This window comes from Pseudoalteromonas sp. H105 (assembly GCF_001469215.1).
In the GTDB taxonomy this organism is placed as follows: domain Bacteria; phylum Pseudomonadota; class Gammaproteobacteria; order Enterobacterales; family Alteromonadaceae; genus Pseudoalteromonas.
The window spans coordinates 245,869-268,598 of the sequence record NZ_LOFH01000004.1; the positions used below are offsets into that span (position 1 = coordinate 245,869).

Annotated in this window: 25 protein-coding genes and 1 riboswitch; of the genes, 4 read left to right on the forward strand and 21 right to left on the reverse strand. The window is 41.3% G+C overall.

The window, feature by feature from the left end; translation table 11 throughout:
- Positions 1-4 precede the first annotated feature (4 nt).
- The 19 genes from cobO to ATS75_RS09185 form a co-directional block, all read right to left on the reverse strand.
- Complete coding sequence (cobO, locus tag ATS75_RS09095; RefSeq protein ID WP_058560129.1) at positions 5-604, reverse strand: cob(I)yrinic acid a,c-diamide adenosyltransferase; 600 nt, start codon at positions 602-604, stop codon at positions 5-7.
- A gap of 9 nt (positions 605-613) precedes the next feature.
- On the reverse strand, positions 614-2,089 hold the full coding sequence (locus ATS75_RS09100; RefSeq protein ID WP_058560130.1) for a cobyric acid synthase: 1,476 nt from the start codon (positions 2,087-2,089) through the stop codon (positions 614-616).
- A complete protein-coding gene (cobU, locus tag ATS75_RS09105; protein ID WP_058560131.1) occupies positions 2,086-2,616 on the reverse strand; it encodes a bifunctional adenosylcobinamide kinase/adenosylcobinamide-phosphate guanylyltransferase in 531 nt (176 codons plus the stop codon). The genes ATS75_RS09100 and cobU overlap by 4 nt, the downstream gene beginning before the upstream one ends.
- Entirely contained in the window at positions 2,613-3,422 is an 810-nt protein-coding gene (locus ATS75_RS09110; protein WP_058560132.1) for an adenosylcobinamide-GDP ribazoletransferase, read from the reverse strand. Before ATS75_RS09110 ends, cobU begins: the two co-directional genes overlap by 4 nt.
- 3 nt (positions 3,423-3,425) lie before the next feature.
- Entirely contained in the window at positions 3,426-4,490 is a 1,065-nt protein-coding gene (cobT, locus tag ATS75_RS09115) for a nicotinate-nucleotide--dimethylbenzimidazole phosphoribosyltransferase (protein ID WP_058560133.1), read from the reverse strand.
- Positions 4,490-5,500: a FecCD family ABC transporter permease gene (locus tag ATS75_RS09120; RefSeq protein WP_152996208.1), complete on the reverse strand. Its 1,011-nt coding sequence runs from the start codon at positions 5,498-5,500 to the stop codon at positions 4,490-4,492. Before ATS75_RS09120 ends, cobT begins: the two co-directional genes overlap by 1 nt.
- Positions 5,484-6,305: an ABC transporter ATP-binding protein gene (locus ATS75_RS09125; protein ID WP_058560135.1), complete on the reverse strand. Its 822-nt coding sequence runs from the start codon at positions 6,303-6,305 to the stop codon at positions 5,484-5,486. Before ATS75_RS09125 ends, ATS75_RS09120 begins: the two co-directional genes overlap by 17 nt.
- Before the next feature lie 92 nt (positions 6,306-6,397).
- Positions 6,398-6,527: riboswitch (cobalamin riboswitch) on the reverse strand.
- A 26-nt stretch (positions 6,528-6,553) separates the two neighbouring features.
- Entirely contained in the window at positions 6,554-7,171 is a 618-nt protein-coding gene (locus tag ATS75_RS09130; RefSeq protein ID WP_058560136.1) for a histidine phosphatase family protein, read from the reverse strand.
- Positions 7,172-7,245: 74 nt separating this feature from the next.
- Positions 7,246-7,458, reverse strand: coding sequence for a (Na+)-NQR maturation NqrM (gene nqrM, locus ATS75_RS09135; protein WP_058560137.1), 213 nt, complete (start codon positions 7,456-7,458; stop codon positions 7,246-7,248).
- 84 nt (positions 7,459-7,542) lie between these two features.
- Entirely contained in the window at positions 7,543-8,574 is a 1,032-nt protein-coding gene (locus ATS75_RS09140; protein ID WP_058560138.1) for an FAD:protein FMN transferase, read from the reverse strand.
- A 97-nt stretch (positions 8,575-8,671) separates the two neighbouring features.
- Positions 8,672-9,901, reverse strand: coding sequence for an NADH:ubiquinone reductase (Na(+)-transporting) subunit F (nqrF, locus tag ATS75_RS09145; RefSeq protein ID WP_058560139.1), 1,230 nt, complete (start codon positions 9,899-9,901; stop codon positions 8,672-8,674).
- A gap of 19 nt (positions 9,902-9,920) precedes the next feature.
- Complete coding sequence (gene nqrE / locus ATS75_RS09150; RefSeq protein ID WP_058560140.1) at positions 9,921-10,529, reverse strand: NADH:ubiquinone reductase (Na(+)-transporting) subunit E; 609 nt, start codon at positions 10,527-10,529, stop codon at positions 9,921-9,923.
- Positions 10,530-10,539: 10 nt separating this feature from the next.
- Positions 10,540-11,172: an NADH:ubiquinone reductase (Na(+)-transporting) subunit D gene (locus ATS75_RS09155; RefSeq protein ID WP_058560141.1), complete on the reverse strand. Its 633-nt coding sequence runs from the start codon at positions 11,170-11,172 to the stop codon at positions 10,540-10,542.
- Positions 11,172-11,921 carry a Na(+)-translocating NADH-quinone reductase subunit C gene (locus tag ATS75_RS09160; protein WP_058560142.1) on the reverse strand — a complete coding sequence of 250 codons (750 nt, stop codon included), beginning with the start codon at positions 11,919-11,921 and terminating at the stop codon, positions 11,172-11,174. Before ATS75_RS09160 ends, ATS75_RS09155 begins: the two co-directional genes overlap by 1 nt.
- Positions 11,914-13,119 (reverse strand): NADH:ubiquinone reductase (Na(+)-transporting) subunit B, encoded by a 1,206-nt coding sequence (locus tag ATS75_RS09165; RefSeq protein WP_058560143.1) that lies wholly within the window; start codon positions 13,117-13,119, stop codon positions 11,914-11,916. Before ATS75_RS09165 ends, ATS75_RS09160 begins: the two co-directional genes overlap by 8 nt.
- 4 nt (positions 13,120-13,123) lie before the next feature.
- Positions 13,124-14,467 carry a Na(+)-translocating NADH-quinone reductase subunit A gene (locus ATS75_RS09170; protein WP_058560273.1) on the reverse strand — a complete coding sequence of 448 codons (1,344 nt, stop codon included), beginning with the start codon at positions 14,465-14,467 and terminating at the stop codon, positions 13,124-13,126.
- 372 nt (positions 14,468-14,839) lie between these two features.
- Positions 14,840-16,033 carry an enoyl-ACP reductase FabV gene (gene fabV, locus ATS75_RS09175; protein ID WP_058560144.1) on the reverse strand — a complete coding sequence of 398 codons (1,194 nt, stop codon included), beginning with the start codon at positions 16,031-16,033 and terminating at the stop codon, positions 14,840-14,842.
- Between the two features lie 100 nt (positions 16,034-16,133).
- The gene (locus ATS75_RS09180; protein ID WP_058560145.1) at positions 16,134-16,445 is read right to left on the reverse strand and encodes a BolA family protein; all 312 of its coding nucleotides are present in this window, start codon (positions 16,443-16,445) and stop codon (positions 16,134-16,136) included.
- Positions 16,446-16,523: 78 nt separating this feature from the next.
- Entirely contained in the window at positions 16,524-17,120 is a 597-nt protein-coding gene (locus tag ATS75_RS09185; protein ID WP_058560146.1) for an alpha-ketoglutarate-dependent dioxygenase AlkB family protein, read from the reverse strand.
- Between the two features lie 42 nt (positions 17,121-17,162).
- Here ATS75_RS09185 and ATS75_RS09190 point away from each other — a divergent pair, with 42 nt between their 5' ends.
- Genes ATS75_RS09190 through ATS75_RS09205 form a run of 4 tightly spaced genes read left to right on the forward strand, consistent with a single transcriptional unit; the run spans position 17,163 to position 20,929 of the window.
- Complete coding sequence (locus ATS75_RS09190) at positions 17,163-18,311, forward strand: methyltransferase (RefSeq protein WP_058560274.1); 1,149 nt, start codon at positions 17,163-17,165, stop codon at positions 18,309-18,311.
- A 2-nt stretch (positions 18,312-18,313) separates the two neighbouring features.
- On the forward strand, positions 18,314-18,868 hold the full coding sequence (locus ATS75_RS09195) for a YajG family lipoprotein (RefSeq protein ID WP_414858281.1): 555 nt from the start codon (positions 18,314-18,316) through the stop codon (positions 18,866-18,868).
- A gap of 2 nt (positions 18,869-18,870) precedes the next feature.
- Positions 18,871-19,491 (forward strand): peptidylprolyl isomerase, encoded by a 621-nt coding sequence (locus tag ATS75_RS09200; RefSeq protein WP_058560148.1) that lies wholly within the window; start codon positions 18,871-18,873, stop codon positions 19,489-19,491.
- Positions 19,492-19,546: 55 nt separating this feature from the next.
- Complete coding sequence (locus tag ATS75_RS09205) at positions 19,547-20,929, forward strand: AmpG family muropeptide MFS transporter (protein WP_058560275.1); 1,383 nt, start codon at positions 19,547-19,549, stop codon at positions 20,927-20,929.
- Positions 20,930-20,978: 49 nt separating this feature from the next.
- Here the strand turns inward: ATS75_RS09205 and ATS75_RS09210 are convergent, their stop codons facing one another.
- Positions 20,979-21,218 (reverse strand): helix-turn-helix domain-containing protein, encoded by a 240-nt coding sequence (locus ATS75_RS09210; RefSeq protein ID WP_058560149.1) that lies wholly within the window; start codon positions 21,216-21,218, stop codon positions 20,979-20,981.
- A gap of 1,083 nt (positions 21,219-22,301) precedes the next feature.
- On the reverse strand, positions 22,302-22,640 hold the full coding sequence (gene erpA, locus ATS75_RS09215; RefSeq protein ID WP_058560150.1) for an iron-sulfur cluster insertion protein ErpA: 339 nt from the start codon (positions 22,638-22,640) through the stop codon (positions 22,302-22,304).
- Positions 22,641-22,730: the final 90 nt, after the last annotated feature.

Here is a 22,730-nt window from a genome sequence, read left to right on the forward strand (position 1 = left end):
AACATTAGTAGTCAAAACCTATCTGCGCTTTAACCCCTGCATCAAAAGCGTGTTTGACGTTACGAACCTCGCTTACCGTGTCAGCAAGATCGGTTAACTTACGGTGTGCGCCTCGACCTGTTACAATCACCGATTGCATCGCAGGGCGATTTGAAATCACTTCCAGCGCTTCTTCTAGGTCAATATAACCATAAGTAATCATGTAAGTTATTTCATCAAGTAATACGAGGTTAATTGATTCATCACATAACATGCGCTTCGCTTCTTGCCATGTCGCTTGCGCAGCGGCAGTATCTGATTCTTTATTTTGTGTTTCCCATGTGAAACCGGTGTTCATAATGGCAAACTCAACACCCGCCCCTTGTAATAAGTTACGTTCACCACAGGGCCATGTGCCCTTTATAAATTGGCAAACAGCGGCTTTCATACCATGGCCAACACAGCGTGTCACGGTGCCAAAACCCGAGGTTGATTTCCCCTTACCGTTACCGGTTATTACCTGAAATATCCCTTTTTCAATTTGCGCTGCGGCTATTCGCTCATCGACTTTGTCTTTTACCTTTTGTTGACGTTGTTGATGCTTTTCATTATTTGTATCGCTCATGTATTGGTCCTACCCGTTTTGGTAAATTTGTTTAATTTTTGCAATATCTAAATGCTGCCTACATGTATCAGCCAGACGCGTTAATTGCTGCTCCCGATGTATATCAATATCAATATGTTGCTCAATACCACTACTCGGCATCACCCATTCAATAATTAATTGACTGGCCTCAGGGGTATCAAACAAGCCATGTAAGTAAGTACCTGCCACCTTATTATCATCTGATATAAAGCCATCATGGATAAGGTTTAGTGGATGCTGTGTAAATGTTAAAAAGGGGCTATTTAATGCAGCGCCGCGGCTATGGCCAGTATGAATTTCATAGCCTGTGACCTGCGCAGAAGCGCCGTTTAAATTAACCATTCCCGAGGCCTGAGTTAGCACTTTTTCTTCACCAAGTTCCGTACTAAAGTCAGCAAGCATTAAACCTTGGCACTGTTGTGTACTTGATTCGACCCCTGTTGGATCAAAAATATTGGCGCCTAACATCTGTAAACCACCACATATACCTAATACCTTGCCACCATATCGCACGTGACGCTTAATCTGTTCATCCCAGCCTTCATTTTTTAAAAAAATTAAGTCACTGATCACGTTTTTACTGCCTGGGATAATAATCAGATCAACTGATGGGATCGCGTATGTATGACAGACGTAACTAATATCAATTTCCGGATTTAACCTCAGCGCATCAAAATCGGTATGATTGCTAATATGCGGTAGCAGCAATACGGCTACCCTCACTTTCACTTGCCCGGTTTGATTGTCTATGGCGACAGCGTCTTCAGCATCCAGCGCTAAATCATGTAAAAAAGGCAACACACCCAGAACGGGTTTTTTGGTGTAATCCTCAAGCCAATCGAGGCCCCCCTGCAATAAACTAATGTCACCTCTAAAGCGGTTTATCACAAAGCCTTTTACACGCGCTTGTTCTGATTCACTTAATAACGCTAATGTACCCACAATATGCGCAAATACACCGCCTTTATCTATATCTGCAATGATAATGACGGGGCAATCTACCGCTTCAGCGTATCCCATATTCGCAATATCACCCGCTCGTAAATTTATTTCGGCCGGGCTTCCCGCCCCTTCAACAACGAGCAATTCAAACTCTTCACTTAAACGTCGCTGTGAGGTAAGTACGGCATCCATCGCGACTGCCTTATAATCGTGGTATGCGCCTGCTTCCATGTTGCTAATTGCTTTGCCATGAATGATCACTTGGGCACCAGTATCACTATTGGGTTTGAGTAATACGGGATTAAAATCAATTCTTGGCGTCACCTTAGCCGCTATGGCCTGTAACGCTTGAGCTCGTCCTATCTCGCCGCCATCGTCGGTTACTGCGCTATTAAGTGCCATGTTTTGTGGTTTAAAAGGTGCGACTTTAATACCCTGATCTACAAACACTCGGCATAATGCCGCTACTAGCGTACTTTTACCCGCATCGGACGTCGTACCTTGGATCATAATCGTTTTCATGGATAACTACTTTTTAATGTTAGCGGTAAACCCGCCATAATAAATTCAACGCGTTCAACTTGAGCTGCAATGGCTTGATGCAGCCAACCAGACTCATCAACGAACTCCCGACTTAATTGGCCCAGCGGTACAATACCGTGGCCTACTTCATTACTAACAAAAATAACCTGCCCAGGGAGCGTATTAAGTGTAGCCAGTAGCGCACTTTTTTGTTGTTGCCAGCAATTTTTCGACGCCGCACATAAACAGTTACTCAGCCAAAGTGTAAGGCAGTCAACTAAAATACAGTTATCCGCTTTACTGTGTACTATGAGTGCATCAGCAAGCGCTATGGGTTGCTCTACCAACTGCCAGTGCGCGGGACGTTCTGACTGATGGCGGCGAATACGTATTTGCATTTCATCATCATGGCCTTGCGCCGTGGCAAGGTAAATGACAGGCTTAAGACTTTGAGCGGCTAGCTGCTCTGCAAAGCGACTTTTTCCACTGCGGGCGCCACCGAGTATTAAGGTTTGATTAGGGTTCATACTGCTGCACTCGATACAATAGCGGCTAACGTTAAATATATGCTTAACTCACTTGCTTGCTGCGCAGCCCCTAAACAATCGCCCGTATAACCGCCGAGTTGCGATTTAAACCACTGCATTACCACCACCCGCACCAGTACTAAAATAACGATGATAAGCAATGCGCTTTGCCACGAAATGACTGCTAAGAAAAGCGCCACAGCTAGTAACATCATGCCACTGAATAACAAGACAAATAAGCTTACTTTAGATAAGTGCATGGCCAATGGCTTTACTTTAGACGTTGCATCTTCGCTGACATAATCCATATTAATAATAAGACTCGTCGCAACAACGCGACTTAAACATTGACCGGCGATGATGGCAAATAAGATTATATTGAGCTGTTCACTCAACAAAATTAAGCTTTGGTATTTCATCATCAATATTATGATTAATGCAGCTGCGCCGTACGTACCCAAACGGCTATCTTTCATGATGGTGAGTTTCTGCGATACTTGCCAGCCACCGCCAAAACCATCCCATACATCAGCCCATCCATCTTCATGAAAGGCCCCTGTCATTAATATACTCAGAGCCATCGTTAACAACACGCATAATGAAGCAGGAAAAACAAACTGCAGGCAATAAAACAGCGTGGCAAGGATGACACCTAACCCTACACCAACGAGCGCAAAATAACGGCTTGCTTGATTTAAGAGTGTATCAGTCACATCAAAGCGAATAACGACCGGAATACGCGTTAAAAAGCTTACGGCTAGTAAAAAAAGCTGCCATTGGGTAATAAATGAATGAGATTTAGGCATTAACTAGCACACAACCTGTTCAACAGCGGCATCTTCAAAACTAGCCATGTTGTTATAAAACCCCAGTGCGCTTTGTAATAATGGTAAACTTAATGCTGCCCCCGTTCCCTCTCCTAAGCGAAGTTCAAGTTTAAGGAGTGCTGTGGCGCCTAGATATGCCAACATTTTGCTGTGACCTTGCTCATTTGAGCTATGGGCAAAAATGAAATACGCTTTGACATGGGGGTTGATCTTGATGGCCACCAAGGCAGCTGCTGTACAAATAAACCCATCGACTAAAATCGCCATTTTCTGCTCTGCCGCACTGAGCATAGCACCCACAATATGTACAATTTCAAACCCGCCAAGAGCAGCTAATAATTTCAACGGTTCATGTAAGTAAGCGCGATGTCGTTCAAGTGCTTGTTCAACAACAGCGACTTTACGTGCTACTACCTCATCGCTGACACCGGTACCTTTTCCTACACACTCAGTGGCTGGAAGGCCTAAAATGGCCGCCATAATAGCCGCCGCACTGGTGGTGTTCCCAATACCCATTTCACCCAGAGCCAAGGTATTGCAGCCAGTATTTTTTAATTTTAAAACAAGTTGCTTGGCATTATTAAACCCATGTGTGACTTGCTCGGTACTCATGGCCATCTGCTGATTTAATGGTTCAGTAATGTCGCCTAAGCGACAATTATGTACCTGTTTATTCGGTACTCGCGTTAACATGCCGCAGTCAACGACTTCAAGCTGCCAACCTAGCTGCTCACAAAACACGTTAATTGCTGCACCACCGTTAACAAAGTTAGCAACCATTTGTGCTGTTACTTCACTTGGGGCGATAGACACACCTTGCGCTGCCACCCCATGATCACCTGCAAAAACAATGAGTGCTGGGTGAGTAATTTGCCCTTGAAATGCCAAAAATTCTGATGAAGATTTTATTCCTTGGCTAAAAATTTTAACCAATTGCAACGCCAATGGCTCAAGCAAACCCAGTGCGCCTAAGGGTTTTGTCTTTTGATTTATTTTATTCTTAATTAACGTATCGAACTGAGGGTTTAAAGGGTTAATTACAAACATTATTGGTACTCTCTTTTACGAAAACACAGTAAAGATAAAAAGAACACACTTCCGATGGCAGACGTGCTCACCCCAATAGGTAGCTCTTGATTACTCATCACTATGCGAGATATAACATCAACCCACACCATAAATGTACCGCCGACTAAAGCAGTCATAGCTAGGCCTGTTAGCGTGCCTTGGGAAACAAAAAATCGCACTATATGCGGGATCATCAAACCTACAAACCCAATTCCACCACATAGTGCAACCAGCACAGCTGTGATCAACGAGCTTAACATTAACATTAACAATCGAAAGCGCTGTACTGGGATACCAAGTGTTGCAGCACTTTCATCACCGAGTAACATGGCATTAAGCTGACGTCTAAAGCTCATTAACACAGCAATACAACTTAGTATTATCAAGGCTGGTAACCACAGTGAGTGCCACTGCGCACGAGCAAAACTTCCCAATGTCCAAAATAGAATTGCGGTGATGGCTTGTGGATCGCTAAAATAGAGCAGTAAACTGGTAAAAGCGCTGAATAAAAATGACAACGCAACCCCGGCCAATAGCATCGTTTCAACTTGGCCGGAGCCTTTGCGACCAGCAATAAGCACCAATAGAATCATGGTCAAAGTACTGCCAACAAAGGCCGCTAACGACATTGAAAAACCAGCACTAATACCCGTGAACGTGATAAAACACACCACCCCAAATGAAGCGCCAGAGGAAATACCAAACAAATAAGGGTCTGCCAATGGATTACGCGTGACAGTCTGTAGAATGAGTCCTGCAAGGGCAAGCCCTGAGCCGGCTAAAAAAGCCAATAAAGTGCGGGGTAAACGCAGTTGCCAGATGATCCGATCTAAAAATGAATCACTGCCTGAGCTGAACCATTGCCCACTTACGCTATTGTAGACATCCACTAACTTAGTCGGCGCAGCCCCAAAACTCAACGCGGCAAAAATACTCAGCACACTTAATAAAAGAGTCACTATCAGAGTGAGGTTATTTTTCACTAGCATGAGGCGCTTCCGTTTGATAACCATAAAAATAGGTTACATGAGGGATCGGCTGCTCAACGCTTTGTGGGTGAACTGAAACCTGCGCGCAAACACCAAAAACATCACTGAGCATTTTTTCAGTAATCACTTGATGGGGTGAGCCCGATGCCACTATTTGTCCCTCATTGATCACTAACAATTCATCACACACACTCGCAGCAAGATTTAAATCGTGGAATGAGGCCAGCACAGTCACACCTAACGACTTGGCTAACTCCATCAATTGTATTTGATATTTAACATCCAAATGACTTGTTGGTTCATCCATGATTAAAAGCCGTGGTTTTTGCACTATCGCTCGTGCAATCAAAGCACGTTGCTTCTCCCCCCCAGAGAGCGAATCAAACGCTTGTGTTGTATGCTCAGTTAACCCTACTTGTTTGATTGCATAATGGATTAACTGTTTATCATCATCTGTAGTTCCACTAAAAAGCCGCTTATGCGGTGTTAAACCAAGACTCACAACATCATACAATGACAAATTAAATTGCGAGGGGGTTTCTTGCAAAACAACAGCGACTTGCTTGGCAAAGTCATCTGCACTTAATCGCCAAATGTCTTTTTCAGCTAACGTTACCTGGCCGGAGGAGGGTTTATAGAAACGATAAATACACCGTAGTAGACTGGATTTACCCGCACCATTAGGGCCTAATAAGCCTATAAATCTACCTTGCTTTATGCAGAGACTGATATCTTTTAATATTGATACGTCAGCTACAGCCCAAGAGACTTTATCGACTGTGAGAAGTGGTATTGGTGTCTGCAATGTTTATCTCTGTTAGCTCGCGCAAAACCCAATACAGTCACAACACGCACAAAACGTGTGAAAAGAGGTGAGTTTACCCGCTCAATGAATAAAATAAGTTATAGGGTATTTAGTATCTGACTTATCACATTGGTGATTTACAGTTGCGGGAACAGCTGAGGATTCACACCTCATTCCTAAATACCCCTCTATTATGGGCGGGTGAGTTTATATTTCAATTAATATCTTTCTAGATGGCTAAAAACAGCTTAGAAAACAATTTTAGGCCAAGCATCTCCTTGTTCATCAATGAAAACATCAACACAAATAAGACCAGCATAAGGGATTGAAAACACATTTTGGCTAATAAGCGAGTCACGAGGAAGCTGACATAAAATAGCTAACAGTTGTTTAATAACGCCAGCATGGGTTATGACCAAATTAGACCCTGTGTTTTGTGTGCTGATCACCGCTAATAATTGCTGCCACCATGTTTCAACTCGGCTATAAAACGCGTTCATAGATTCGCCATTGGGGGGAGTGATATGCCAAGGATTTTGCCAGAAGTCACCGATAGTTGGCGAGCTACTTTGCTGCCAGAGCGTTTCATAACTTTGTCCGTCCCAATCGCCAAAATCATACTCAGCAATTGCACTGTTTATATTTAATGGGAGTTGCCGAGTATTTGCTAGCTGTTGAGCAAATAGCTTACAACGTTTTAGAGGAGAGCTTGTTACAGTGGTGATATCGCAAAGCCCTGCAACTGCACCTTCTAACTGCTGAACACCTTTTTTGCTCAACTCAAAGTCGCTGCGCCCAGCTAATACATTTTGCTGCTCAAGCTCGCCGTGACGTAAAAAGTACACTTTAGTTGAAAATGGCTGCATAACTAACCTAATCTAATTGGTACAAAAAAAGCGCCAGTGTAAAACACGGCGCTTTTAATAAAATCATTTTGAGCTTATAAAATTTGGTTTTCTTTCCAAACTTGCTCTTTTGCCAAGCGCTTTTTACGCTTGTCACATGGGTCGTCACAATCGCAGGCTTTGTCAATACCTACTGAGCCTAAGCCACCACAGCTGCTCGCCATAGATTTTTTCTGCATGATCATGCCAATTGCCATTGCTGCGACAATTAATATAAGTAAACCAAAAGTAAGAAGAAAAAGTGACATTGCTTAGCCCCTATTGTTCAGCAATAAAAATGTGCTTGGCTAACGTAGCCAAGCTGAGTGTATTATAAACCGCTTTGCGCTTGGCTACAAATAGGGTTTAAATGCTGGGCTCGAATAAGTCACTAAACCATCCTTCGATTTAGCAATAAGATAGACCGCTAAGTCATTTTTTTCTGCATACGCTTGGGCTTTATCCATACCCATAATAGTCAATGCAGTAGCAAGGCCATCGGCTGTCATTGCTGATGGGTGCAATACAGTTACTGATACAAGATCATGGCGAGTTGGCATACCTGTAACGGGATCAATCAAATGACTGTAAGTCTCACCATCCATTTCATAAAATATTCGGTAATCACCCGATGTCGCCATGCCATTGTTACCTGGCGCTAAAATAAGGTGCACTTGGCGCGTACCTGGCTCAGCATCCGGCTGTTCAATCGCTATGCGCCAATTCTTTTCATTAGGCTTTTTACCAGAAATACGCAGCTCGCCGCCTATTTCAACCATATAATCTGTTAATCCGTGACTTTCTAGCAGCTCAGCTACTTTATCAATGCCATACCCTTTTGCTGTCGCAGAAAACGAAAGCTCTAAGCCGTCAATCGTTTTTGCTAACCCCTGCTCAGTCAGTGTTAATTTATCTACACCTATTTTAGCTATCATGTTAGCTAATTCTTCGTCCGCTGGGCGTTTAGTAGGCTTTTTATCAGGACCAAATCCCCATAAGTCAATTAATGGCCCCATGGTGACATCTAACGTTTTTGTCGACTCACCTAAGCGAATAGACTCTGCGACAACCGCTCTAAAATCAGCGCTAATCGGCATGACTTGGCCTGCAGGTATGCGATTAAAGTTATTTATCTCTGAATCTTTAATATAGGTCGACATAGATTGATTCACCCCTTTTAGCAATTGTTCTATCTCAGGAAGTAAATTAAGCGAGTCCAACTTGTCTTGTTTTGCAAAAACCTTAATATTGTATGTCGTCCCCATGGTTCTACCTTCAAGGTAAAGCTCTTTAGGCTCATCACTTTGGCCACAACCTGATATGAATAGAGTGAGAAAAATAAACAAAAAGGCAACGAGTGCCTGCGGGTGAAATACTTTATTCATGGCAGCCTACTTAAAATTTGAAATAAAAAAAGCCTCGTAACAAACATTGTTACGAGGCTTATATTCTAACCAAAACTAATGTGTTTTGGTATCAGTGTTAGCCACCGAAATCATCTAGTAAGATATTTTCGTCTTCAACACCTAAGTCTTTCAACATAGTGATAACCGCAGCGTTCATCATTGGAGGACCACACATGTAGAACTCACAATCTTCTGGCGCTTCGTGATCTTTAAGATAGTTCTCAAATAACACGTTATGGATAAAGCCTGTGTAGCCTTCCCAGTTATCTTCAGGTTGTGGATCTGAAAGTGCAGTGTGCCATACGAAGTTATCGTTTTCAGACGCTAGGCCATCAAAGTCTTCTACATAGAACATCTCACGCTTAGAACGTGCACCATACCAGAAACTCATCTTACGCTTAGAGTTTAAGCGCTTAAGTTGGTCAAAGATATGTGAACGCATTGGCGCCATACCAGCACCACCACCAACAAATACCATTTCAGCGTCTGTTTCTTTCGCGAAGAACTCACCGAATGGACCTGAGATAGTTACTTTATCACCTTCTTTAAGTGACCAAATGTACGATGACATTTTACCACAAGGTAAGCTTAAATCTCTTGGCGGCGGCGTAGCGATACGCACGTTAAGCATGATGATGCCTTCTTCTTCTGGGTAGTTAGCCATTGAGTAAGCACGAATAGTCTCTTCGTCTACCTTTGACTCCAGCTTGAAGAAACCAAAATGGTTCCAGTCGCCACGATACTCGTCTGGTACATCGAAATCAGCGTATTTAACGTGGTGCGCAGGGGCTTCAATCTGAATGTAACCACCGGCACGGAACGGTACTGACTCACCATCAGGGATTTGTAGTTTAAGCTCTTTAATGAACGTTGCTTTGTTATCGTTAGAGATAACTTCACAATCCCATTTTTTAACACCGAAAATTGACTCTTCAAGTTCAATTTCCATGTCGTTTTTAACATTTACCTGACACGCTAAACGACAGCCTTCGCGGGCTTCACCTTTAGAGATGTGATCAAGTTCTGTTGGTAAGATATCACCACCACCTGAATGAATGTGTACACGACATTGACCACAAGAGCCACCGCCACCACATGCAGACGATACGAAGATACCTGACTCAGATAGTGCACCTAGTAGTTTACTACCTGCTGATGTTTTAATGGCTTTATCTGGATCGCCATTAACGCCGATGATGATGTCACCGCTTGCAACTAACTTAGATTTAGCACCAATGATGACTAAAACAAGTATTACAACGATAGCGATGAAAACACCAACGCCTAAGAAAATCTCATAACTCATGATTTATCCTCGCGACCTATTAAAGTGAAATACCAGAGAATGACATAAAGCCAAGACCCATCAAGCCAACTGTGATGAAGGTAATACCTAAACCACGTAGGCCATCTGGCACGTCTGAGTACTTCATTTTCTCACGAATACCAGCAAGTAATGTTATTGCTAGCGCCCAACCTACACCAGAACCAATACCATAAACAACAGACTCGCCGAAGTTATAGTTTCGCTCTACCATGAAAGCTACCGCACCGAAGATTGCACAGTTAACTGTGATCAACGGTAAGAAGATACCTAACGCGTTATAAAGTGCCGGGAAGAACTTGTCTAATGCCATTTCTAAGATTTGCACCAATGCTGCGATAACACCGATGAAAGTTAAGAAACGTAAGAAGCTAAGATCCGCTTCTGGGTAACCAAGCCACTCAAGTGAACCAGGTGCAAGAACCGCATGATAAACCAGGTTGTTAACTGGTACTGAAATACCCAATACCACGATAACTGCCACACCTAGGCCGATAGATGTTGTTACTTTCTTTGATACAGCAAGGAAAGTACACATACCTAGGAAGAAGGCTAACGCTAAGTTTTCAATGAAAACCGCTTTTACGAATAAACTAATATAATGTTCCATTGTCTGCCCCTTATCCTTTCGCTTCTACTTGGTCTTTCTTATAAGTACGAAGTACCCAAATGAATAAACCAATGATGAAGAACGCGCTAGGTGGTAAAATCAATAGACCCATAGGTTGATACCAACCACCATCCTGCACAAGCGGGATGATATCAGCGCCAAACAATGTACCTTTACCAAATAGCTCACGAATAAAGCCAACAGTCAGTAACACAACTGAATAACCAAGACCATTACCAATGCCATCAAGGAATGACATAACTGGTGGTGATTTCATCGCGTACGCTTCTGCACGACCCATTACGATACAGTTAGTAATAATCAGACCAACGAATACAGATAACTCTTTTGCCGTAGCATAAGAGAATGCTTGTAATACTTGGTCAACAACGATTACTAACGAGGCAATGATCGTCATTTGCACAATAATACGAACAGATGATGGTATCTGGTTACGAATCAGTGAGATAAATAAGCTCGAAAACGCTGTAACCAAAGTCAATGCTATTGACATGATTAGTGCATTTTTCAAGCTAGACGTCACTGCAAGTGCAGAACAAACACCAAGTACTTGCAATGCGATTGGGTTGTTTGCGAATACCGGCCCAAGTAGAACCGACTTCATTTCTTTAGTATCAGCCATTATTTCAACGCTCCTTCACGTACTTTCGCAAGGAAAGGACCAAAGCCGTTTTCGCCAGTCCAAAAATCAACTGCGTGATCAACACCATTTGACGTTAAAGTTGCACCCGATAAGCCATCAACTTGATGCTCATTTTTAGCGCCACTTTTTACAACATTGATTGGTAATTCTTTACCGCTCCACATTGCCGTCCACTGTGGGTTTTGAATTTCGCCACCCAGGCCTGGTGTTTCGTTATGCTTATAGAAGTTAATATCTTTAACCGTTTCACCGTCGCTTTCAAGCGCTATGAAACCATACATTACACCCCAAAGGCCGTAACCTTGGATAGGTAGAATGATAGCGTCGGTAGAGCCATCCGCTTTTTTAGAGATGTAAACTGGCGACTCAGTCGTCATACGCTGAATACCTGCAATATCTTTGATATCGTTAGCTTTCAGAGCGATACTGATTTTTTGGTCGAATTTACTTTTCTCAAAGTCAAAGCTATTTGGGTCTGTTTCAACAAACTCACCCGTGTTCATATCTACAACACGCGCTTCGATTTTAGCGTTAAACGTATCAGAGATATTTTCAACTGCGTCGATACCCGCTGCAGCCAAGATATTCTTTTGAATATCTTGTGTTTTGTTAGCTTGCTGTAAAGGGCGAAGCTGAACTGAAGCAAACGATACGATGATTGCACACACTAAACACAGTGCTACAACAACGGTTAGCGTTTTGCCGATTGATTCGTTATTACTAGACATTACGTGCCAACCTCCGCTTGATATTAGCTTGCACTACAAAGTGATCGAATAATGGAGCAAATAAGTTAGCAAACAAGATTGCTAGCATCATACCTTCAGGGAAAGCAGGATTTACTACACGAATCATTACTACCATCACACCAATCAGTGCGCCATATGCGAATTTTGCTTTGTCTGTAAATGCAGCAGACACTGGGTCAGTCGCCATGAAGAACATACCAAAGGCAAAACCACCCAACACTAAGTGCCAATGCCAAGGCATTGCAAATACAGGGTTGCTTGCTTCAGTAGCAACAGCGTTCAGTAAGAACGAGGTTGCAACCATACCTAGGAATACACCTAGTACGATACGCCATGAAGCAATTCGAACGTAGATTAGGAATAAGCCACCAATCATCACAGCAAGGGTAGATGTTTCACCTACTGAACCTTGAATGAAACCGTAAAACGCATTCCACCAAAGAGCCATGTTGCTGTAATCAAGAGAACCAACAAACGCTTGACCTAGCATAGTGGCACCAGAGAACGAATCGACTGCTGTCCATACTGTGTCACCTGAAATTTGTGCAGGGTATGCGAAGAATAAAAACGCACGACCAGCAAGCGCAGGGTTTAGGAAGTTACGGCCAGTACCACCAAAGATTTCTTTAGCGATTACAACACCGAACGTGATACCTAACGCTACTTGCCACAATGGAATAGTTGCAGGAAGAATAAGTGCAAACAATACAGAGGTTACGAAGAAACCTTCGTTTACTTCGTGCTTACGCACTGAAGCAAACAACACTTCCCAGAAACCACCCACGGCGAATGTCACTGCGTATATAGGCAAGAAGAAACATGCCCCGTAGAACATTTTAGCGCCCCAGCCTGAGTTAGCGGTTAATTCACCACCAAATAACTGAAACAAACCAACTTGCCAAGAATTTGCTAGTTCAAAACCTTGTGCTAATGCACCGGCGGCCTGATGACCGATATTGAACATACCAAAAAACATCGCTGGGAATGTTGCCATCCACACTAAAATCATCATGCGTTTTAGGTCGATGTTATCGCGTACGTGTGTCGCGCCTTTATTTACGTAACCAGGGGTGTAAAAAATAGTTGCTGCTGCTTCATACAGGGCATACCACTTTTCATGTTTACCACCGGCTTCAAAATGCGGCTCGATATCTTCAAGAAATTTCTTTAAACCCATCTCTCTAGCCCTCTTTCTCGATTGTAGTCAAGCAATCGCGTAGGATTGAACCATACTCGTATTTACCTGGACAAACGAAGGTACATAACGCTAAATCTTCTTCATCAAGCTCAAGTGCACCTAATGTGATAGCACCGTCTAAATCACGAGAAATTAGATCACGTAATAAAGGCGTTGGAAGAATATCTAACGGCATAACACGCTCATAGTTACCCATTGGCACCATGGCACGCTTTGAACCACCTGTAGACGTTGTCATTTTAAATAAACGACTTGGTGTTAGGTGAGATAAGAAAGTGCGTGTTACAGAGAATTTATCACTACCAGGGCGAATCCAACCAAACAGTTCCTTTTCGCGACCTTCAAGCAGAACAGATACTTGAACATGGTAACGACCTAAAAACGCTTGAGGACCAGCTGACGTAGAACCAGATAAAACAGAACCAGAGATAACACGGTTATCGCCGTCTTCTAATTCACCTGCGACTAAATCATCCAGCGAAGCACCTAGTTGAGTTTTCACTAAACGTGGGTTCTTAACGCGAGGACCAGCTAGAGAAATAACACGGTCAGTACTAATTTCACCAGTAAGGAATAAGTGACCATACGCAATAACGTCTTGGTAACCGATATGCCAAACTTGTTTGCTAGCAGAAACAGCGTCTAAGTGATGGATATGTGTGCCAACAAGACCAGCCGGATGTACGCCACCAAACTCATGTACTTCTACTTGAGGGATTGATGAACTAGGTACTTGGCTACCTGCTTGTTTACAAACAAATACTTTACCATCAGTCAAACGAGATACCACAGCAAGACCCGCTTCAAATGCTTGTGCATTTTCGGCAATAATAACCGCAGGATCTGCAGCTAATGGGTTAGTGTCGATAGCCGTCACAAAAATAGAACTAGGATTTGCATCCACAGCCGCTACTTTGCTGAATGGGCGCACACGAAGTGCCGTCCATTGACCTGACTGGATAAGTACTTCTTTGGCTTTTTCACGGTCGATGCTCGAAAGCTCATCTGCCTTGAAAGAGTCAAAGGTGATTTGCTCACTGCCGTTTATTTCAATAACAACAGATTGCAGCACACGTTTTGCACCACGATTAATTTCTTTTACTGTACCAGCAGCTGGGGCAGTAAATAATACGCCTGGGTTCTTTTTGTCTTCAAAAAGTACCTGGCCTTTTTTGACTTGGTCATCCACACGAACATGCATGGTTGGACGCATACCAATAAACTCTTCACCTAGCACAGCTACACGTTTGACGGTAGAACCATCATGAATAACTTGCTGAGGTGCGCCCTCTATGGGTAAATCCAGACCTTTTTTTATGTTGATCATACGCACTTGCACTACATTAACGGAAAGAAACTGAAAAATCGTATCAACCACGTCGCCTTTTTGATTACCCAAGCAAAATCAAGGTATCAAAGAATTGCCTGTTTAGGATACAAAACAAGCAACGCAGTAAAACTCCTCACATATATTGCCCGAATTTTAACATCAATCAGGGTCACTATGCGAGTCTAAATATGAAATATATACGACAGGAGCAGTAATTTAGCTCAATTGATACATTTGAATAAAATTCAATATAGACCAAAGTGCAATTGCTCGCGAGGAAGGATGAATATTAAACAGTTATTTATTATGGATTATAAACTCAAGGCAATAAAAAAGCCGCCTTAGCGACTTTTTTATTATCGAACAAAATTAGTCAATCATGTTTGCAATATTGGCGACTGACTCGACATCTTGGTCATAATCAACGCCGTCAATACCGAAGCCAAATAGGCGCAAGAACTCATTATGATAACCAACATAATCGGTTAGTTCATCGATTGTTTCTGTAGTTACGCTGTCCCATACGGTTTGAATACGTGCTTGAACATCATCTTCCAACTCTTTGTAGTTTTGGAATAAATGACCCCCATCATCAAAGCGAGGTGACTCACCATATAAGTTCTCAGTAAATAGCGCATGAATTTGCTCTATTGTACCTTCATAGGTGCCATCAGCTTTCATCACTTTAAATAGTGCTGAAATGTAAAGTGGCATAATCGGAATCGCAGAACTTGCTTGAGTAACCACCGCATTAAGTGAAGAGACATACGCTTCACCGTTTAGTGCTTTTGTAGACTCTTTAATAGCTACGGTTGCACGGTCTAAATCTTCTTTTGCTTTACCAATTGTAGCGTGACCGTAAATTGGCCATGTCAGCTCTTTGCCAATATATGTGTAAGCACTTGTTTTAAAGTTATCAGCAAGTACATCAGCTTTTTTAAGTGCGTCTATCCACATTTCCCAATCTTCACCGCCCATCACTTTAATGGTATTGTCGATATCGTCTTGGCTTGCTGCTTCTACTGTTATTGCATCAATTTCACGCTTTGACGTGTTAAGGTTTTTAGTCGTCACCGCATCGCCAATTGGCTTAAGTGTTGAAGAGTACGTTTCACCCGTATTTGGATCTGTGCGACGAGGAGATGCCAAGCTATAGATAACTAAATCAACTTTACCTAAGTCAGCTTTAATTGTATCTATTGCTTTTTGTTTTATTTCGTTTGAGAACGCATCACCATTGATATTTTTAGACCAAAGCCCTGCTTCATCCGCCGCATTTTGAAATGCCGCTGTGTTGTACCAACCTGCAGAACCTGTTTTACGTTCCGTTCCTTCTTTTTCAAAGAAAATACCCAGCGTTTTAGCACCGCCACCAAACGCAGCTGTTATGCGTGATGCAAGGCCATAGCCTGTAGACGCACCAATCACTAATACATTTTTAGGTGCATTTTTTAATGCCCCTTGTTGTTTTACATAGTTAATTTGTTCTTGTACATGCTCTGCACAGCCTACAGGGTGGGCGTTTGTACAGATAAATCCGCGAATTTTAGGCTTAATGACCATTGATCATCCTATATCTATATCAATAAAAATTAGCGCTAGTTTAAAGGCTAATCGTAAAAACACAGGTCTGATCAGTATCATTCACCGTCAGACCTTGCCGTTAATCGAACTTAGAGCCACCTAAACAACTCGGCGAGTCGGCAACCTGACCGCTTTGCTCACTGAACTCTTCGGGTGTGAATGTATGAATTGCCAACGCATGAATATGATTCGCCAACTCATCTTTTAAAATTTCATTTATTTGACGATGACGCTGTAGCAAGCGTTTACCGCTAAACTCTTCACTGACAACAATCACTTTAAAATGTGAATCTTCGCCACGACTGTGCATATGGCTTTCATTGACTACATTGAGATGTTTACAACCAATTGCATCTGCGATTTTGTTTTGTATTTGTTCTTGCATTGACATAATGGACCAATTCATAACTAACTAATTTATCTATCTACTATATCAAGTTGCAAAGTGCCTTGGCTAACAAAATTATAGCTAGCGAGTTTGTTTTATGTATCTGAAGGTTAAACTGATACGAGGGTGTGCCAAGGTCGTTTTCTTGGCGATGGCGTGCTGGAAATCACGCTGACTGTCACCATGCATAACTAAACAACTGCCACTGTGTAGTTTAATTTCGCTAACGATATTACTCGCTTTGTTTTTTATTTTTAATGCACGCTCTGCGCCAAGTGAGACACAAACAATAGTGGGCTGTGTGCCAAGTTCAATTTCATCATCACTGTGCCAACCCATCGTGTCGTTGCCATCACGATAGTAATTAATCAATAAAGAGTTAAAAGGCTGCTGTAGATGACGCTCTAGCCGTTTTCGCATGGCCATAAGCACATCTGGCCACGGCTCTACCACTAATTTACTCTGCGAATAGCCATATTCAATATTACTATCACTAATAAAGCATTGCAGCCTTGGAATAGGCCCTGTTTTTCCATACACAGTCGTTATTGGCTGTTGCCATGGTAGGTTTTTCTGCAAATAATAAAATAAATCGAGACTTTTTTGCCCACTGAACGCACTTCTTTGGTAAGAAAAGCCATTTGGTAGCGGTTGGGGGTTGGCGTTTGGCCGTTGCATGTTAGAATTTACCTATCATTTGATTCTGATCACTTAACTATTATGACCACGCAAGCACAGCTCGGCGAAACAACCTTTACTCTTGAACGTTTTCCATTAGATCAAAAAAACCGTAGCCTTCAAGCTTGGGATTCAGCTGACGAATACCTTATTGACTATATTACTGAACATTACCCTAGTTGTCGCTCTTTACTAATTTTTAATGATAGCTTTGGCGCTTTATCGTGTTACTTTTCTAAACAAGGATTAACGGTTTGTTCAGTCAATGACTCTTATATTAGCCATCAAGCAGCGGCGTATAATTTAGCTGAGAACAAAGTTTCAACTCACTCATTCAGCCAGCTTGATAGTTTATCTGCCTTGCCTGATGACGTTGACTTAGTTATTTTAAAAGTACCGCGTACTCTTGGCTTTATGCAATACCAATTATCAGAGTTAAGTGAGGTACTTAACCCAGGAACGCCAGTCATCGCTGCAGGTAAAACGAAAGACATTCATAATTCGACAATTAAAGCCTTTGAGCAATATATTGGCGAAACGAAAACCAGTTTAGCGGTAAAAAAATCACGTTTGATAATTAGCCACGCTCAGGGTGGATACAAAGCGGCAGACTTCCCCGTTAATTGGCCGCTTGAAGGCACTGACTTTACAATCAGTAATCATGCAAATGTATTTTCACGAGACTCTTTAGACATCGGTGCTCGATTCTTTTTTAACTATTTACCCCAAACCACTAAAACAAAAAAAATAATTGATCTAGGCTGTGGTAATGGTGTGGTTGGTTTAATGACGCTATCGCGCTGCCCCAATGCTGAAATGACATTCATTGACGAGTCATACATGGCTGTAGAATCAGCGCGATTGAATGTTGAATTCAATATGGAAGATAAATTTGAACAGTGTTTATTTATCGAAAATGATTGTTTAACTGGTTTTGAGCGTGAAAGTGTTGATGTCGTATTGTGTAATCCACCATTTCATCAAGCGCAAGCCGTCACTGACCACATTGCATGGCAAATGTTTAAACAAGCTAAAGACACCTTAAAGAATGGTGGTGAACTACGTATTATTGGAAACCGTCATTTAGATTATCATGACAAACTAAAGCGTATGTTTGGCAATTGCCAGTTACTTGGATCAAATAAAAAGTTTGTTGTCTTAAGTGCAACTAAAAATAATGGGATGCTATGACTATGAAAAACTACCTATTACCTTGCTGTGTTTTATTAGCCCTCGGCGGATGTAGTAGCCAACCTAATCAAATGATTCTTAACCCTGCATACCAAGGCGGAAAAATAAGCTCAATCAGCCAAAGCTTAAATACCAGTGTGATTGATTTAAGAGGCGATAGCGCCACGCTAAAATTAATTAACGACGATAAAGCACAAACAATCGCGAGCCAAGGCTTAACAGAATCAATAAAAAGCGTTATTGATAGTGCGTTAAGTCGAAATGGTGCCAGCATTTCAAATCTAGCAACAACACGATTTGAGGTCGATATTCACACGCTTCAGGCCGTGGTTACTGAAAAAATGCTGAGCCACACCAGTGATGCAAAAATCGAGTTGGGTTTACGCGTTATTAGAAGTACCAGCAACTTTAGTAAAACGTACCGTGGCAATGCCAGTTTAGAAGCGCCTTTTGGTCACGATAGAGCTAAAATTGAAGGTCAACTCAATAAGTTGACTGAACAGTTAATAACCCGCATGGTATCAGATCCTGAATTGTTAGCATTTTTAGAAGGTTAAATATGAAACGTATTTTAATATTTTTTGCATTATTACTTATTAGTCAAGATTTAGCCGCTGCGACTGAAGGCCGTTTTGTGCAAAAAAACAATATGTTCCCACGCGTGGAGATCACGACAACGATGGGCAAAATCATCATTGAGATGGATCGATCTAAAGCCCCTATTACCGTCAATAACTTTTTAACGTATGTGGCGGATGGCAGCTACAATGGCACTGTTTTCCATCGTGTTGAACGTGATATAGAAAACGAACGTGACTTTGTTATTCAAGGCGGAGGGTATGACAAAGAATACGATGGCGTTTACGAAGGTGACCCTATATTTAACGAAAGTGGCAATGGCTCTAAAAATGATATGTATAGCATTGCCATGGCCTACCAAGACCGTCAACCCCATTCAGGTACTCGCCAGTTCTTTTTTAACATGGATGACAATGATCACCTTAACCCAGGTCGTGAATGGGGCTTTGCGGTCTTTGGCATGGTAATGGAAGGCTATGACACCCTAGATAAGATCATGCAAGTTGAAACTGGTTTCAATGATAAAATTGGCTATGATTTTGTGCCAAAAAATCCAGTGGTCATATTAAATATGGCAGTATTAGAACCTACACCTTTATAAAAAATAGGGCTTAGTGATAAGCCCCCCATTATTCTATTTTGCCAATGAAGGCGTTATGACAAACAGCTTATCTATCTCAGAATACTTTTCCTACTTTAAAGATAAACGATTAATCAACGTGTTCATTTTTGGTATGAGCAGCGGCTTTCCATGGGTACTTATAGGCTCAGTTATGTCTGCTTGGCTAAAAGATGAGGGGTTAAGCCGTAGCATGATTGGCTTATTCGGTATTGTCTTTGGTGCTTATAGCATCAACTTTTTATGGTCGCCTCTGGTAGATAGAATAAAGTTACCACTTTTATATAATTGGTTAGGTCAGCGTCGTAGCTGGATACTTTTTTGCCAAGGTTTTATCTTATTGGGTGTGCTTTTTTTAGCAGGACTTAATATAACAGAACACTTAGCTATCGCTGCTGCATTATGCTTATTAATAGCTATCGCATCAGCCACACAAGATATTGCCATCGATGCTTTTAGGATTGATACCCTCGATGAAAACGAAAGCCACAAAGCAACGGCTGCGGCGGCGATGGCTACTTCAGGGTGGTGGAGTGGCTATGCTTTACTCGGTGCGATTCCATTTTACATGGCCGATATCCCTTCAATTGATTGGCCGCACGTTTACTACTTTTTAGCTGGTGTGATGCTTCTGCTAATGAGTTGTGTATTTTGGGCTAAAGAGCCAAAATCAAATCGTGAAGCCGTTCATGCTGAACTGGAGCGAATTTACCAAGCAAAACTTGCAAGCAATAGCACCTCACACTCAAAATCAGCAAGAGTTGTTGCTTGGCTAGCCGTAACAGTTTTAGATCCATTTAAGACGTTCTTCGCTCGCAACGGCGTCAAAACGGCTTTGGCTCTGCTTGCCTTTATATTCTTATTTAAAATCGGTGAAGCCTTTTTGGCCCGTATGTCAATTGTATTTTATAAAGAGGTCGGTTTTTCGAACACTCAAATCGCCAACTATTCAAAACTGGGCACTGGACTAATCACCATCGTATTCGCTTTTTTGGGGAGTATATTTAACCACAAATACGGTATCGTCAAAGGCTTGTTTATCAGCGGCGTGGCAATGGCAGCATCCAACTTAATGTTTTCTTGGATTGCATTGGCTGGTCCTCAAGAGCATCTGTATGCGATGGCTATTGTGGTGGATGGTTTTACTCAAGCATGGTCTTTAGTTGCGATGGTTGCGTTTATTTCTATGCTCTGTGACAGAGCGTTTAGCGCCACGCATTACGCATTACTTGCATCATTGGGTAATCTTGGGAGAACGCTGCTTTCAAGTTACAGTGGTGTAGTGATAGATGACTGGCTAGGTGGAAATTGGTCGTTGTTCTTTATTTTAACAGCATTAATGGTATTACCATCTTTAGTGTTTTTATATTTAATTAGACATAAACTTTATGAACTTGAAAATGCTTATCACAATAAATGATGACTTGTGAAAGCGCTTCCTTGCACTCGCAAAAAAAATGATTAACGAATTAATCTTCTTTTAATAACCCTAGACCTTCATATGGGTCTACTTCTAATGCGTCGCAGTAGCGTAAAAATTCAATAACGTCCAATCGACGCTCTTGATTTTCAATTTTACCGATAAAAGAATGTGGAGTACCTAGCACTTGTGCAAGGCTACGCATTGTATGACCTTTCTCATGGCGTTTTACTTTAAGCCATTTGGTCAATTTTGAGTTTTCTTCAGAAGAAACTGTTTTACCCATCATAAAAAACATCTCCTACTAGATGATTTAGAGTTAAATGAAATAAGAGTGAAATTTTGCCCGTCTCACTCTTGGATACATTATATACTATATAAAAGTATGTGAAATAAAAAACTTTAAGCACCAACAAAAGGTAAACGTAAAGTTAAATATCAAATCAATGGCGTTGCAAATAAAGCAACGAAGCAAATATAAAATTATTAAAGCGCTATTAATGTAACAAATAATTTATTTTTTTAAACCCACTTTTCAGATAATTTTTTTTGAAAATAAAATCAACAAGTTAAAAATATAAAATAACGTTTTACAACTAAATGAGGACATTATGTTTAGATTACTTTTTTTATTACCCGTAGTACTTTGCTTAATTTGGTACTTTTTTCTTAAAAAAAATGGTGTTCCTATTAAGCAAGGTAAAAAAGGCTTTATATACATTTTAGCGTTTTCAGCCCTTGTCTTAGGTTTTTTTATTCTAATGATTCAAGTCACTCAAAATTAACGAGTGACTACTTTTCATACTTAACGGTGTTTTTTCATACTTATTAACGATTAGATACTCTAGAGTGGCGCCTTGAAATGCCCTGACATGAAAAAGAGGTTGGCATTATTATTGTATTAGTTAATACGCGAAGCGCAGTGCAATAAAAACAGCCTGACTTTCCTCCTAATACTATTGAATTAAATTTAAAGCTATCAAGGTGCCTTAGCTAATTAATTAATAGAAAGAAATAAGGCTCTTCTTTATACAAAGCGTGCCTACCTGGGGTAAATTCTCATTAAATAGAACAGTTTAAAAACCAAATAAAACTGTATTGTTATCTACAACAATTATTACTTAAGTGATGACTTAGTCACCTTAGGGTTATTTCGATAAGTACGCTAGACACTGCCTTTAATATGACAATAAATGTACACAAATAAGACCACATTAATGAACGGCTTATCTATAAAGTAAAATTTTATGTGGTTAGCCTACTTTTTCTGGCTTGAATGTAGTTTCTTAGTGATTAGAATTTAAGATGTTTTAAAATAAACAACATATGGAATTAAAAAGCCGCTATTTAGCGGCTCATAATATTGGCGAGGTCAAACGCTAAAACTAGCGCCACAACCACAGGTTGTTGTCGCATTTGGATTAGAAACAAAAAACCTTGCGCCTTCTAATCCCTCAGTATAGTCAACTTCACCATCAACTAAATACTGAATACTCATTGGATCTACAACCAGCGTGACGCCATTTTTTACGATCTCTAAGTCGCCTGGATTTGCTTTTTCATCAAAAGTAAAACCATATTGGAAACCTGAACAACCGCCACCGGTTACATAAACACGTAATTTAAGATCAGGATTTTCTTCCTCATCAATTAGCTGTTTAACCCTGACTGCTGCAGCGTCGCTAAACTTAATCGGTAATTCTTCTGACATACCAAACCCCTCAATTCCTCGAATAGAGGCGATTATCTAATACCCGAGTGTTTTAATCAAGTATAGCCTGAGCTTATTAGTCTCTAGATT

Excerpts from the sequence above, each read along its gene's own strand:
- ATS75_RS09185 (WP_058560146.1), bottom strand. The coding sequence starts at position 17,120 with ATGCAACGGCCAAACGCCAACCCCCAACCGCTACCAAATGGCTTTTCT.
- ATS75_RS09200 (WP_058560148.1), top strand. The coding sequence starts at position 18,871 with ATGAAACGTATTTTAATATTTTTTGCATTATTACTTATTAGTCAAGAT.
- ATS75_RS09190 (WP_058560274.1), top strand. The coding sequence starts at position 17,163 with ATGACCACGCAAGCACAGCTCGGCGAAACAACCTTTACTCTTGAACGT.
- cobO (WP_058560129.1), bottom strand. The coding sequence starts at position 604 with ATGAGCGATACAAATAATGAAAAGCATCAACAACGTCAACAAAAGGTA.
- ATS75_RS09170 (WP_058560273.1), bottom strand. The coding sequence starts at position 14,467 with ATGATCAACATAAAAAAAGGTCTGGATTTACCCATAGAGGGCGCACCT.
- ATS75_RS09205 (WP_058560275.1), top strand. The coding sequence starts at position 19,547 with ATGACAAACAGCTTATCTATCTCAGAATACTTTTCCTACTTTAAAGAT.
- nqrE (WP_058560140.1), bottom strand. The coding sequence starts at position 10,529 with ATGGAACATTATATTAGTTTATTCGTAAAAGCGGTTTTCATTGAAAAC.
- ATS75_RS09120 (WP_152996208.1), bottom strand. The coding sequence starts at position 5,500 with ATGCTAGTGAAAAATAACCTCACTCTGATAGTGACTCTTTTATTAAGT.
- ATS75_RS09165 (WP_058560143.1), bottom strand. The coding sequence starts at position 13,119 with ATGGGTTTAAAGAAATTTCTTGAAGATATCGAGCCGCATTTTGAAGCC.
- fabV (WP_058560144.1), bottom strand. The coding sequence starts at position 16,033 with ATGGTCATTAAGCCTAAAATTCGCGGATTTATCTGTACAAACGCCCAC.
- erpA (WP_058560150.1), bottom strand. The coding sequence starts at position 22,640 with ATGTCAGAAGAATTACCGATTAAGTTTAGCGACGCTGCAGCAGTCAGG.
- ATS75_RS09180 (WP_058560145.1), bottom strand. The coding sequence starts at position 16,445 with ATGTCAATGCAAGAACAAATACAAAACAAAATCGCAGATGCAATTGGT.
- ATS75_RS09130 (WP_058560136.1), bottom strand. The coding sequence starts at position 7,171 with ATGCAGCCATTTTCAACTAAAGTGTACTTTTTACGTCACGGCGAGCTT.
- cobU (WP_058560131.1), bottom strand. The coding sequence starts at position 2,616 with ATGAACCCTAATCAAACCTTAATACTCGGTGGCGCCCGCAGTGGAAAA.
- nqrF (WP_058560139.1), bottom strand. The coding sequence starts at position 9,901 with ATGAGTTATGAGATTTTCTTAGGCGTTGGTGTTTTCATCGCTATCGTT.
- nqrM (WP_058560137.1), bottom strand. The coding sequence starts at position 7,458 with ATGTCACTTTTTCTTCTTACTTTTGGTTTACTTATATTAATTGTCGCA.
- ATS75_RS09210 (WP_058560149.1), bottom strand. The coding sequence starts at position 21,218 with ATGATGGGTAAAACAGTTTCTTCTGAAGAAAACTCAAAATTGACCAAA.
- cobT (WP_058560133.1), bottom strand. The coding sequence starts at position 4,490 with ATGTTTGTAATTAACCCTTTAAACCCTCAGTTCGATACGTTAATTAAG.
- ATS75_RS09160 (WP_058560142.1), bottom strand. The coding sequence starts at position 11,921 with ATGTCTAGTAATAACGAATCAATCGGCAAAACGCTAACCGTTGTTGTA.
- ATS75_RS09195 (WP_414858281.1), top strand. The coding sequence starts at position 18,314 with ATGAAAAACTACCTATTACCTTGCTGTGTTTTATTAGCCCTCGGCGGA.
- ATS75_RS09100 (WP_058560130.1), bottom strand. The coding sequence starts at position 2,089 with ATGAAAACGATTATGATCCAAGGTACGACGTCCGATGCGGGTAAAAGT.
- ATS75_RS09155 (WP_058560141.1), bottom strand. The coding sequence starts at position 11,172 with ATGGCTGATACTAAAGAAATGAAGTCGGTTCTACTTGGGCCGGTATTC.
- ATS75_RS09140 (WP_058560138.1), bottom strand. The coding sequence starts at position 8,574 with ATGAATAAAGTATTTCACCCGCAGGCACTCGTTGCCTTTTTGTTTATT.
- ATS75_RS09110 (WP_058560132.1), bottom strand. The coding sequence starts at position 3,422 with ATGCCTAAATCTCATTCATTTATTACCCAATGGCAGCTTTTTTTACTA.